Annotated in this window: 14 protein-coding genes; 7 read left to right on the forward strand and 7 right to left on the reverse strand. The window is 70.9% G+C overall.

Features of this window, described 5'->3' with window-relative positions:
- Positions 1-16: 16 nt before the first annotated feature.
- From FV227_RS06110 to FV227_RS28865, 4 genes are all read right to left on the reverse strand, one after another.
- Positions 17-886: an SDR family oxidoreductase gene (locus tag FV227_RS06110; protein WP_147727636.1), complete on the reverse strand. Its 870-nt coding sequence runs from the start codon at positions 884-886 to the stop codon at positions 17-19.
- Positions 883-2,013 (reverse strand): tRNA epoxyqueuosine(34) reductase QueG, encoded by a 1,131-nt coding sequence (queG, locus tag FV227_RS06115; RefSeq protein WP_147727640.1) that lies wholly within the window; start codon positions 2,011-2,013, stop codon positions 883-885. The genes FV227_RS06110 and queG overlap by 4 nt, the downstream gene beginning before the upstream one ends.
- A 29-nt stretch (positions 2,014-2,042) precedes the next feature.
- Positions 2,043-2,735 carry a glutathione S-transferase family protein gene (locus FV227_RS06120; RefSeq protein WP_147727635.1) on the reverse strand — a complete coding sequence of 231 codons (693 nt, stop codon included), beginning with the start codon at positions 2,733-2,735 and terminating at the stop codon, positions 2,043-2,045.
- A gap of 75 nt (positions 2,736-2,810) precedes the next feature.
- The gene (locus FV227_RS28865) at positions 2,811-3,011 is read right to left on the reverse strand and encodes a hypothetical protein (RefSeq protein WP_147895768.1); all 201 of its coding nucleotides are present in this window, start codon (positions 3,009-3,011) and stop codon (positions 2,811-2,813) included.
- On the opposite strand from FV227_RS28865, the gene FV227_RS06125 reads away from it, so the two are divergent.
- From FV227_RS06125 to FV227_RS06145, 5 genes are all read left to right on the forward strand, one after another.
- Positions 2,995-3,798, forward strand: coding sequence for an undecaprenyl-diphosphate phosphatase (locus FV227_RS06125; RefSeq protein ID WP_147727639.1), 804 nt, complete (start codon positions 2,995-2,997; stop codon positions 3,796-3,798). The genes FV227_RS28865 and FV227_RS06125 overlap by 17 nt on opposite strands.
- 112 nt (positions 3,799-3,910) lie before the next feature.
- Positions 3,911-5,782 (forward strand): methylmalonyl-CoA mutase subunit beta, encoded by a 1,872-nt coding sequence (locus tag FV227_RS06130; protein WP_147858550.1) that lies wholly within the window; start codon positions 3,911-3,913, stop codon positions 5,780-5,782.
- Between the two features lie 109 nt (positions 5,783-5,891).
- Positions 5,892-6,278, forward strand: coding sequence for a hypothetical protein (locus FV227_RS06135; protein WP_147727633.1), 387 nt, complete (start codon positions 5,892-5,894; stop codon positions 6,276-6,278).
- A 182-nt stretch (positions 6,279-6,460) separates the two neighbouring features.
- Positions 6,461-6,883: a hypothetical protein gene (locus FV227_RS06140; protein ID WP_147858551.1), complete on the forward strand. Its 423-nt coding sequence runs from the start codon at positions 6,461-6,463 to the stop codon at positions 6,881-6,883.
- 24 nt (positions 6,884-6,907) lie between these two features.
- Positions 6,908-7,630: a glutathione S-transferase gene (locus FV227_RS06145; RefSeq protein ID WP_147729594.1), complete on the forward strand. Its 723-nt coding sequence runs from the start codon at positions 6,908-6,910 to the stop codon at positions 7,628-7,630.
- A gap of 52 nt (positions 7,631-7,682) precedes the next feature.
- Here FV227_RS06145 and FV227_RS06150 read toward each other — a convergent pair whose 3' ends face one another.
- From FV227_RS06150 to FV227_RS06160, 3 genes are all read right to left on the reverse strand, one after another.
- Complete coding sequence (locus FV227_RS06150; protein WP_147729593.1) at positions 7,683-8,015, reverse strand: transcriptional regulator; 333 nt, start codon at positions 8,013-8,015, stop codon at positions 7,683-7,685.
- Positions 8,015-8,341, reverse strand: a complete 327-nt coding sequence (locus FV227_RS06155; protein WP_147729592.1) for a type II toxin-antitoxin system RelE/ParE family toxin — start codon at positions 8,339-8,341, stop codon at positions 8,015-8,017. Before FV227_RS06155 ends, FV227_RS06150 begins: the two co-directional genes overlap by 1 nt.
- Before the next feature lie 65 nt (positions 8,342-8,406).
- Positions 8,407-9,939: a YifB family Mg chelatase-like AAA ATPase gene (locus FV227_RS06160; protein WP_147858552.1), complete on the reverse strand. Its 1,533-nt coding sequence runs from the start codon at positions 9,937-9,939 to the stop codon at positions 8,407-8,409.
- A gap of 125 nt (positions 9,940-10,064) precedes the next feature.
- Between FV227_RS06160 and FV227_RS06165 the strand changes: the two genes are divergently transcribed.
- Positions 10,065-10,325 carry a PepSY domain-containing protein gene (locus tag FV227_RS06165; protein WP_147729719.1) on the forward strand — a complete coding sequence of 87 codons (261 nt, stop codon included), beginning with the start codon at positions 10,065-10,067 and terminating at the stop codon, positions 10,323-10,325.
- Between the two features lie 301 nt (positions 10,326-10,626).
- A partial coding sequence (locus tag FV227_RS06170) for a pilus assembly protein TadG-related protein (protein WP_147858553.1) occupies positions 10,627-11,862 on the forward strand: 1,236 nt, incomplete at its 3' end.

Raw genomic sequence — 11,862 nt, forward strand, 5'->3', positions numbered from 1 at the left:
CGGTGGGCCAGCTCCGTCAGCCGGCCGCCTCGTCCTTCAAGGCCTGCAGCCCCTCGCGATAGGTCGGGAAGGCGAGGTCGACGCCGAGTTCCGCGCGGATCAGGCGGTTCCGCACGCGCTTGTTCTCGCCGTAGAAGCTGCGTGCCATCGGCGAGAGGTCGGCGGTCTCGAAGTCGACCTCCGGCGGGAGGGGCAGGCCGGTGAGCGCCGCGGCGTATTCCGTGACGGTCTGGGGTGGCGCCGGCTCGTCGTCGGTGACGTTGTAGACCGCGCCGTTGCGCGGCCGGTCGAGCGAGGCGAGCAGCGTCGTGGCGATGTCGTCGATGTGGATGCGGTTGAAGACCTGCCCCGCCTTGACGATGCGCTGGGATCGGCCGTCGCGCAGCTTCACGATCGGGTTGCGGCCCGGGCCGTAGATGCCCGACAGCCGGAACACCTGCACCGCCTTGCCGGTCTCGGCGCCGAGCGCCCGCCACGCGTTCTCGACGGCCAGCCGCCCTTGCGAGCGCGCGCTCTTCGGCGTCGCCGGCGCGGTCTCGTCGATCCAGGAGCCGCCCTGGTCGCCGTAGACGCCGATCGTCGAGAGGTAGCCGATCCAGCCGATCCGGCTCCGGGCGATGTCGTCGCGGAACCGCCGCAGCACCGGGTCGCCGTCGCGGTCGGGCGGGACCGAGACGAGCAGCGCGTTGGCCGCCGCGAGGTCGGCGGGGATGCGCGGGTCGTCGGCCTCGGGGCCGAAGGCCCTCATCGACAGTCCGGTCTCCGCTTCGATCGCGCGGGCCTTGTCCGGCTCGGTCACCGTCGCGACGATCTGGGGAAACCGGCCGCGCGCGCATTCCGAGAAACGCCGGGCCGAGAAGCCGAGGCCGAAGACGAACAGGGTCATGATGGCATCTCCGCGGGCGGGTCGAGCGCGGCACGCCACTCGGCCCGAACGTCCGGATCGGTCTCGCCGAGCCCGTGGCGTTCGTAAAGGGGACGGCAGGCCGCGGCGCCGAGAAGCCTGCCGCAGGCCCAGACCGCCATGCCCCGCACGATCGCGGCCGGGTCCGCGAGGTTCTGCACGGCGGAGGACGCCAGCGCCGGGTCTCCCGAGTTGCCGACGGCGATGAGGACGTTGCGCAGGAAGCGGTCGCGGCCGGTGCGCTTCACCGGCGTCCCGGCGAAGCGCCTGCGGAAGGCGGCGTCGTCGAGGGCGGCGAGCTCGGCCAGCGGCGGCGCGTCGAGGCCGGGATCGGCGGCCATGCGCGCGTCCTGCGCGACGCGGGCGAACTTGTTCCAGGGGCAAACGGCGAGGCAGTCGTCGCAGCCGAACACCCGGTTGCCGATGGCGGTGCGGAACTCCGCGGCGATCGGGCCGGCATGCTCGATCGTCAGGTAGGAGATGCAGCGGCGCGCATCGAGCCGGTAGGGGCCCGGGAAGGCGTTGGTCGGGCAGATGTCGAGGCAGGCGCGGCACGAGCCGCAATGGTCGGGCTCGGGCGCGTCCGGCTCCAAGTCGGCCGAGGTGTAGATCGCGCCGAGCAGCAGCCAGTTGCCGTGATCGCGCGACAGCAGCACCGTGTGCTTGCCCTGCCAGCCGAGGCCGGCCGCCGCGGCCAGGGGCTTCTCCATCACCGGGGCGGTGTCGCAGAACACCTTCACCCGCACGTCGCCCTTGGCCGAGAGGTAGCCGCCGAGCTCCTTCAGCCGGCCCTTCACCACCTCGTGATAGTCGCGGCGCTGGGCGTAGGCCGCGATCGCGCCGCGATCCTTCTTCGCGAGCAGATCGAGCGGGTCGGTCTCCGGTCCGTAGTTCGTGGCGAGCACGATGATGCTGCGCACCCCCGGCCACAGGGTTTTGGGCGATGCACGCTGGTCGGCGCGGTCTTCCATCCAGCCCATCGTGCCGTGGGCGCCCTCGCCCAGCCACGCGGCGAGGCGTCCGGGCAATTCCGGCACCGCCTCCGGGCGGGTGACCTGCAGGTCGCAGAAGCCCAGGTGGCGGGCGCGGGCCTCGACGAGGCGGCGCAGGTCCCGGCCTGCGAAGATGCGGCGGTCGGTCAGAAATCCAGGTCCGCGTAATGCCCGGCCGGCGGCATGCCCGCGACCCGGTCGGCGAGCAGCGCGCGGAAGGAGGGCCGCGATTTCACGCGGGCGTACCAGTCGCGCGCCGTCTCGTCCTCGTCCCACGGCACGTCGCCGAGGTAGTCGACGCAGCTCAGATGCGCCGCGGCGGCGAGGTCGGCATAGGTCAGGTGGTCGCCGGCGATCCAGCGGCGCCGCGCCATCAGGTAGCCGATGTACTTCAGGTGGTAGCGGACGTTGGTGCGGGCGGCGCGGATCGCGTTCATGTCCGGCGGGCCGCCGCCGGTGGCGCTGGTCATGAAGCGCTTGGCGATCTTCTCGGTCACGAGGTAGCCGGTCACCTCCGCCTCGAACTTGACCAGGAACCAGTCCATCAGCCGGCGCACCTCGACCCGCTCGGCCGGATGGTCCGGCATCAGCCGGCGCCCGGTGAGGCCGAGGCCGCGGGTCTCGTCGAGGTATTCCGCGATGATGCCGCCGCCGGGCACGACCAGGCCGCCCTGCTCCATCAGCACCGGCGTGGTGCCGGCCGGGTTGATCAGCAGGAACTCGTCGCGCCTGTCCCAGGGCCGCTCCTCGACGAGGCTCGGCTCCAGGCCCATCTCGGCCAGGACGAGGCGGATGAAGCGCGAGTTGGCGCAGAAGGGAAAGTGATAGAGCGTCGCCATCGAGGCCGTTGTCGGACTGAAAAGGGCCGGCGGGACGCGCCGCACGGGACACCCGCGGGACCGAGCGTGGGATGATCATGATTGCTCGATCGTTGCCGCCTCATTAACACGCCGCACGGAACGCGGTAACCGCTCGTTCACCATCGTCGGCGAAGCCTGTGGGCGTCCCGCCGCGGGCGGCGATTCCACTTCCTCAGGCCGGTCGCCGGCCGGCGCGGCGCGAACGGTCGAGACCAGCGATGATGCGAGATCTGCGATGATGGATGCGATGAGCATCGCGAAGGCGGTCGTGCTCGCGGTCGTAGAGGGCGCGACCGAGTTCATCCCGGTCTCCTCCACCGGGCACCAGCTCCTGGTCGGGCACTTCATCGGGTTCCACTCGCCCAACAACACCTTCGAGGTGCTGATCCAGCTCGGCGCGATCCTGGCGATCCTGGCGGTGTATTTCCGCCGGCTGCTCGGCATCGCGTTCGCCCTGCCGAACGACCCGCAGGCGCGCCGGTTCGTGCTCGGCATCCTCCTCGCCTTCCTGCCGGCGGCGATCATCGGCGGCCTGTTCTCGAAGGTGATCAAGGCCTACCTGTTCAACCCGTGGATCGTCTGCGCGACCCTGGTCGCGGGCGGGCTCGTGCTGCTCGTCCTGGACGACACCGATCTCGAGGTGAAGAAGACCGACGTCTACGACTTCACCCTGCCGATGGACCTGAAGATCGGCATCTTTCAGTGCCTGGCGATGATCCCGGGCGTGTCGCGCTCCGGCGCCACCATCGTCGGCGCGATGCTGATGGGCGCCGACAAGCGCTCCGCCACCGAGTTCTCGTTCTACCTCGCGATGCCGACCATGGCCGGCGCCTTCGCCAAGGACCTGCTCGACAACTACAAGAACCTCAACGGCGACGACGTCGGGCTGATCGTCATCGGCTTCGTGGTGGCCTTCGTCTCGGCCCTCGTCGTGGTGCGGACGGTGCTCGACTACGTCTCCCGCCACGGCTTCTGGCTGTTCGCGTGGTGGCGCATCATCGTCGGCTCGGCGGGCTTCGCCGGCCTGATCATCTTTGGATAAAAAATACGGTCGCCGCCGTCGATTGCCTCGCCAGCGGGGCCGTGCGAGGGCAGACGGATGGGGAGAGCGGGCGAAAGACCCGCATCCCGGCACCGTTTGAAGGCCCTCCGCGATGGAAGACAGACCGCTTGCCGACCTCTTCGAGCCCGCGACCCGCGCGCGCTGGCTCGGCCTCGTCGAGGGCGTTCTGAAGGGCGCCGACTACGAGAAGCGCCTCGTCTCCAAGACGGCGGACGGCCTGCGCATCGAGCCGCTCTACGAGGCGGCCGAGCCCGTGCCGCAGCCGGTCCGCGCGGCCGGCCCGTGGCGCATCGCCCAGCGGGTCGACCATCCCGAGATCGAGCAGGCGAACCGGCAGGCGCTGGCCGACCTCGAAGGCGGCGCCGATGCGCTGACCCTGGTGTTCTCCGGCGCGCTGGCGGCCCACGGCTACGGCCTGACCGCACGCACGGTCGAAGAGCTGGAAGCCGCGCTTGCCGGCGTGATGCTGCCGCTGATCGGGTTGCGCGTCGACGCCGGCCCGCTCGGGCTGGAGGCGGCCCGCCTCGTGGTCGAGCTGGCGAAGGCGCGCGGCGAGGACCTGTCGGCCTGCGACCTCGACCTCGGCATCGATCCGGTGGGCACGCTTGCCGCCTCGGGCAGCCTCGGGGCGGTGTGGTCCGAGATCGCGCCGAAGCTCGGGCAGGCGGTGAAGGACTTCGACGCCGCCGGCTTCACCGGGCGTGCGCTCCTGGCCGACGGGAGGCCCTATCACGAGGCCGGCGCCGGCGAGGCGGCCGAGCTGGGTGCGGTGCTCGCCACGGCCGTGACCTATCTCCGGGCGCTGGAGGCGGAAGGGGTGTCGCTGGAACGGGCCGGCGACGCGGTCGGGATCCTGCTCGTGACCGACGCGGACGAGTTCCTCACCATCGCGAAGTTTCGGGCGATGCGCCGGCTCTGGGCCCGCATCGAGCAGGCCTGCGGGCTCGCTCCGAAGCCGCTGCGGCTCCAGGCCGAGACCGCGTGGCGGATGATGACCCGGCGCGACCCCTTCGTGAACATCCTGCGGACCGCGATGGCGGCGACCGGGGCCGGGCTCGGCGGCGCAGACGCCGTCACCGCCCTGCCCTACACCCAGGCGCTGGGTCTCCCCGACGCCTTCGCCCGGCGGGTGGCGCGCAACAGCCAGATCGTGCTGATCGAGGAATCGAACCTCGCCCGCGTCGCCGATCCGGCCGCCGGCGCCGGCGGCTTCGAGAGCCTGACCGCGCAGCTGGCCGAGGCCGGCTGGGAGGCGTTCCAGGCGATCGAGCGCGAGGGCGGCATCGTCGCCTCGCTCAGCGTCGGCAAGCTCCAGCGCCGGATCGAGATCACCCGGGAGACGCGGGCGAAGAACGTCGCGACGCGGCGCGAGGCGCTGACCGGCGCCACCGAATTCCCCTACCTCGCCGAGAAGTCGGTCGCGGTGCTCGACGTGGCGCCCGTCGCCGCCCCCCCGGCGGCGAGCTTCGGCAGCGGAACGGCGGTCGCCTGCGACGCCCTGCCGTCGCAGCGGCTCGCCGAGCCCTACGAGGCCCTGCGCGACGCCTCCGACGGCTTCCTCGACAAGACCGGGAAGCGCCCGCAGGTGTTCTTGGCCAATCTCGGCCCGGTCGCGGTGTTCAACGCCCGCTCGACCTTCGCCGCCAACGCCTTCGCCGCCGGCGGCATCGAGGCGCTGAGCAACGACGGGTTCCCCGACGATGCGAGCCTCGCCGAGGCGTTCAAGGTCTCGGGTGCGGCGCTCGCCTGCCTGTGCTCCTCCGACGCCGTCTACGAAGCCCGCGCCGTCTCCGCGGCGAAGGCCCTGGCGGCGGCCGGCGCCGGGACGATCTACCTCGCGGGCAAGCCGGGGGCGGATCTCGCCGAACCGCTCGCGGCGGCGGGCGTCCACGGCTTCCTCCATGCCGGCGGCGACCTCCTGGCGCTGCTGAACGACGCCCTGAGGCGGGCCGCCCGCGCCTGAGCGGGGAAATCGGCAACCGATCCGGCCGTCGCGTGTTTCGAAGCGGACATGCCTGCACGCCCGCGCGGTGCGTGCCGGGCACTCGACACGCTCGCCCGATCGGGATCCGATGAAAGCACTGACGCTGGCCTCCGCCTTCCTCATCCTCGCAGCCGCCGGCCTCAGCCCCGCCGACGCGGCCCGGAAGAAGGTCCAGATCCCCGACCGCTACGACGGCAACTGGAGCATCGAGGTCATCACCGAATCCGGCATCTGCGACCGGGCCTATCGCTACGGCGTGCGGATCCAGCGCGGCGAGGCCAGCTATCCCGGCGGCGATTTCGCGATCAGCGGCCGGGTCGCGACCAACGGGTCGGTGCGCGCGACGATCTCGAACGGGGCGGCGACCGCCAACGTCGTCGGGCGCCTCGGCCGCCAGGGGACCGGCACCGGCACCTGGTCGACCCAGGGCGGCCCCGAATGCAGCGGTCGCTGGAACGCCGAGCGCCGCGGCTAGGACGCTCCCAGGCGAAACCGGCGGTCGAAGCGGCGGTGGCGGGGGCGCCGCTGTGACGCGGAAGCGACGATGGCGCAGGATTGCGCCCGGCGCGTGCGCTGCGGCGCGGACGGCCCTGTTCCCGACAAAATTCCTGGGGAATACTCGCCTCGATCGATCACTCGTTCGAGGCTTCCCGCGCCATGAAGACCCCGCTGCTCGGTGCGCTCGCATTCCTCCTCGCCCTCGCGCCGGCCACGGCGCGCGAGCGTTCGAAGCCCGAGGCGGACAAGGTGCTGGCGCCGCTGCAGCAGGCCGCGACCGATTGCTTCGCCGAGACGGTGATGGCCAACCCGGGCGCGATGAACCACGCCCGCGCCGGTCGCTGGTTCCAGGCCGCCAGCGTGATCGGCTTTCTCTGCCGTCCCGAGGTCGACGCGATGATCGCGGCGCATGATCGCCTCTACGGCGGCGGCACCGGCGCCAAGTTCTTCAAGGGCGCCTACGCCCGCCATCTCGACCAGCAGCTCGCGCTCCGCCTCCAGCCGATGCTGGAGCGCAAGACCGTCGCCAGCGCCGAGCCGCCGGCCGACAAGGCCGCCGCCGACGAGGCCCCGGGCGAGTGACGCCGCGCGCGTGACGGCGCGGCGATGCCCTACGAGCTCTATTACTGGCCGATGCTGCAGGGCCGCGGCGAGTTCGTGCGCCTCGCCCTGGAAGAGGCCGGCGCGGCCTACGTCGACGTCGCCCGCGAGGCGGAGACCGACGGTCTCGGCCTGCCGGCGCTGACGCGGATCCTGGAGGATCTCGACGAGCCGCGCCCGGCCTTCGCACCGCCCTTCCTGCGCGACGGCGACGTGGTCGTCGGGCAGACGGCGGCGATCCTGCTCTATCTCGGCCCGCGGCTCGGGTTGGTCGGAGCGGCCGAGGGCGAGCGGATCTGGACGCACCAGATCCAGCTCACCATCGCCGACATGGTGGCCGAGGCGCACGACACCCACCACCCGATCGCGGCCGGCCTCGCCTACGAGGACCAGACGACCGAAGCCGCGCGCCGCGCCGCGCATTTCCGCGCCGACCGCATCCCCGAGTTCTTGGCGTGGTTCGAGCACGTGCTCACCCGCAACGACGGCACCCACCTCGTCGGCGATCGCCTGAGCTACGCCGACCTGTCGCTGTTCCAGCTGATCGACGGGCTGCGCTACGCCTTCCCGAAAGCGATGGCGGCGCGGCTCCCCGACCATCCGCGCGTGGCCGCGCTGCACGCGACGGTCGCGGTGCGCCCGCGGATCGCGGCCTACCTCGCGAGCCCGCGCCGGATCCCGTTCAACGAGCAGGGCATCTTCCGCCGCTACGCCGCGCTCGACGGATGACGCCGGGGCGGCGGCCCTGAGCGATCTTGGGGCGCCGACGCGAGGACTGCGATCAGCTGGACGCGGTCGACCGCCCCGCCGTCACCGTGAGACGCAGGCCGGCTTCCTTCTGAACGGTGCCAAGGATCGAGAACAAGTTGCTGGCCGTCGGGTTTCCGGCGGCGCTGAGCATCCGCATCAAGCTCTTCGTCGAGGAGCCGGTTTCGGTGGCAAGGCGCTCGAACCCGATGGTCGCGTGGATGTAGTCGCGCAACACCGTCTTGCCGACGTCGATCTCGCCGGCAAGGAAGCTCTCGACCGCCTCCGTCAGCAGGGCCTCCCGAAAGGCCGGATCGCGCGCGGCACGCGCCTTCACGGTGTCCTTGAAACTGCGCGTAAGCGGCATCAGCGTCCTTGCTCCTTGCGTTGCTTGTAGGCGACCCAATTCTCGATCGCCCGATCGATGTCGGCTTGCTGACGGCGCTTCGTGCCGCCGCAGAGCAGAATGATCAATGTTTCGCCGTCTCTGCCGAAATACAATCGGTAGCCCGGACCGAAATCGAGCCGGTATTCCTGCACCCCCGAGCCGACGGATTTGACATGGGAGAGATTGCCCTTCTCGATCCGTGCCAGCGCGATCGTCACCTTGGCCGCAGCGAACGGATCGAGCCTGCCGAACCAGTCGGCGAACGGCGATCGATGGGAATCGTCGATGAATTCGAGGATCTTCACTCAGGATAGTACCATATAGGGCACCATACAAGGCGACATCGTTCCGCTCGTCAGCGTTGCCCGTCTCACGAGGCCGCCTTCTCCCCCCGCCCGCGATACGACAGCGCTTCGGCGAGGTGGAGGCGGCGAACCGTCGGCTCGCCGTCGAGGTCGGCGAGCGTGCGGGCGACGCGCAGCGTCCGGTGGAAGCCGCGGGCGGTCAGCCGCATGCTCTCGGCGGCGGTGCGGATCAGCGCGGCGCCGTCGGCATCCGGGGCGGCAACCCGCTCGATCAGGCTGGCCGGGCAGGTCGCATTGGTGGTGCCCGCGGCCAAGCCCGCGGCGTCGTAGCGCGCGGTCTGGCGGTCGCGCGCTGCCGCGACCCGCGAGGCGGCCTCGCGCGAGCCCTCGGCCGGCGGCGGCAGGATCAGGTCGGCGGCGGTCACCGCCGCGACCTCGATGCGCAGGTCGATCCGGTCGAGCAACGGCCCGGAGATGCGGGCGCCGTACTGCGCCATGCAACGTTCGTTCGGGCCACGTCGGCAGGCATAGCCCGGCTCCAGCGCCTGCCTGCACCGGCACGGGTTCATCGCGGCGACCAGCTGGAAGCGGGCCGGGTAGGTGATGCGGTGGTTGGCGCGCGCGATCATGATCTCGCCGGTCTCCATCGGCTGGCGCAGCGAATCGAGGACCTGCGGCGTGAACTCGGGAAGCTCGTCGAGGAACAGCACGCCGCCATGGGCCAGGGAGGCCTCGCCCGGCCGCGCGTTGATCCCGCCGCCGACGAGCGCCGCCATCGAGGCCGAATGGTGCGGCTGCCGGAACGGGCGCCGATCCGACAGCCGCCCCTCCTTCAGCTCCCCGGCCACCGACTGGATCATCGAGACCGCGAGCAGCTCGCGCGGCGTCAGCGGTGGCAGGATCGAGGGCAGGCGCGCGGCGAGCATCGACTTGCCCGCGCCGGGCGGCCCGTTGAACAAGAGGTTGTGGCCGCCGGCGGCCGCGATCTCCAGTGCGCGCTTGGCGCCCTCCTGGCCCTTGATGTCGCGGAGGTCCGGCAGGGGCGCCCCGGGGGCGGCGACCGCCGGTACCGGCCGGGCCATCACCTGCGTGCCCTTGAAGTGGTTGGCGAGCTGGATGAGCGAGCGCGGCGCCAGCACGTCGAGGTCGCCGCCGGCCCAGGCCGCCTCGGGCCCGGTTGCGGCCGGGCAGATCAGCCCGAGCCCGCGCGCGGCCGCCGCCATCGCCGCCGGCAGCACGCCGTTGACCGCGGTGATCGTGCCGTCGAGCGCCAGCTCGCCCAGCACGCAGTAGCCGGCGAGCGCGTCGGCCGGCAGCGCGCCGATCGCCACCATCACGCCCAGCGCGATCGGCAGGTCGTAGTGCGAGCCCTCCTTGGGCAGATCCGCGGGGGCGAGGTTCACGGTGATGCGCTTGGCCGGCATCGCCAGCCCCGAGGCGATCAGCGCGCCGCGCACGCGCTCGCGCGATTCGCCCACCGCCTTGTCGGCGAGGCCGACCACGGTGAAGTTTACCGCGCCGGGGATGATCTGCACCTGGACGTCGACGGCACGCGCCTCGATGCCCTCGAAGGCGACGGTGGCGACGCGGGTGACCATGACGTGAGGAGCCTTCGGCTTACGGGAAAGTAAGCCTAGGCTGCGCCTATGAGCCTGACAACCTCAGGAACCGGCTCCTCGCGCGGCTGTTCTCCGCCGGTCGACAACCACGAAGGGAAACCGCCATGCGCCCGACTTCCACCGTCCTCGCCCTCGTCCTCGCCGCCGGCCTGTCCGGTGCGGCGCGGGCCGACGAGAAGCTGCCGCCGGACCAGCAGGCCAAGGTCGAGGCGATGCTGAAGCAGGAAGGCTTCACCCAGTGGAAGGAGATCGAGCTGGACGACGGCATGATCGAGGTCGACGATGCCGTCGACGGCTCCGGCAAGCAGTTCGACCTGAAGCTCGATCCGAAGACCCTCGCCATCGTCAAGCGCAAGGCCGAGTAGCGCAGGGACGATGCGGGCGCCGTGCGGCTCTGCCGACCGGCGCCCACCCTGCCAGGGGTCGAAATCCGACGCTTGGTACCTGTAGCCAAACCTCCGAGAAGAGTGGCAACCGGACCCTGGCCGTTTGCCCCGAAGCGGACGTTTTGCCTTCAATCCAAGCCTGCCGTCGAGGTGTAGGCGAGGTTCGGGACTGGGCACGTCGCAGAGGCCGAGGCGCTGAAGACCAAGAGCCAATGCATCTTTAACGTGTGTGTGCTGCTGTGTGGGCGTTCGGGGGAACGCGCTCGCAAACGGTACCTGAATGGCTCGGCAAAGCCGCACCCACGCGTACCGTGTCCCCTACTGGCAGCGCGCGCTGCAGACCTGGCAACGCTTCCATGCGGATCGCCGCGGTGCAGTCGCTCTGATCTTCGCGTTGACCAGCGTGGTCCTCCTTGGCTTGGTTGGCGGCGGCATCGATTACAGCCGCATAGCCTATCGCCGTAGCCAATTGCAGAGCGCCGTCGACAATGCCACGCTCGCGGCAGGTAATGCCCTGAAGCTCGCGCCATCGAATTCGACTGCGGTGGCCAGCATCGTTCAGCGGATCATCATCGAAAATGCACCCTCCCCGCCTGATCGGCCCCTGACCGTGCAGGTTTCGGTCACCAGTGACAAGACCGGCGTCTCAGCCAGCGCGACCGACAATCTCAAGCTCACCTTCGGAGCCTTCGTCGGCGTGAAGGTGGTGCCGATCACAGCCCGCTCGACCGCGACGGTCATGGGCAAGATGCGCCTGTGCCTGCTCACCCTCGATCCCGCTGCTACGGGTAGCCTGCATCTGGAGAAGAACGCGAACCTGTCGGCGACGTCTTGCTCCCTTTATGCCAACTCCAAAGATGCCAAGGCCATTCAGGGTGACGACAACGCCATCGCCAAGGCTGACAGGATCTGCAGCGTCGGTGGATCGAGCACAGCCCGCGCCAACTTCGCGCCGCCTGTGACCACGGGTTGCCCTGCGATCAACGATCCTTTGGCCAGCATCGTGACCGCACCGCCCCCCGGGGGCTGCGTGACGGTGAGTTCGGCGGCCGGCCCTGGCCCAGGAAAGGGACCGGGAGGACCAGCAGCCGGCAACGTTGCGGTGACGGCCAGCACGACGCTTGATCCCGGCACGTATTGCGGCGGCCTGCACATCACCGGAACGGCCAAGGTCACACTCAACCCGGGCGTCTACATCATCAAGGACGGTCCGCTGATCGTGGATCAGCAAGCCAGCATGTCGGGTCAGAATGTCGGGTTCTATTTCATGGGCGACGCCGCTGGTCTGCGGTTCGATGCCAACACCACAATCAGCCTGTCGGCACCGGTGAGCGGCCCCCTGGCGGGCTTCCTGATGACAGAGCAGCCAAGCGTGTCCGCGCCGGTTCCACCACCACCGGGCCCGAAAGGCTCGGCCGCGGGGGGGGGGGGGGGGGGGGGGGGGGGGGGGGGGGGGGGGGGGGGGGGGGGGGGGGGGGGGGGGGGGGGGGGGGGGGGGGGGGGGGGGGGGGGGGGG

Origin of the sequence: Methylobacterium sp. WL119 (genome assembly GCF_008039875.1) — a bacterium.
Classification (GTDB): Bacteria; Pseudomonadota; Alphaproteobacteria; order Rhizobiales; family Beijerinckiaceae; genus Methylobacterium.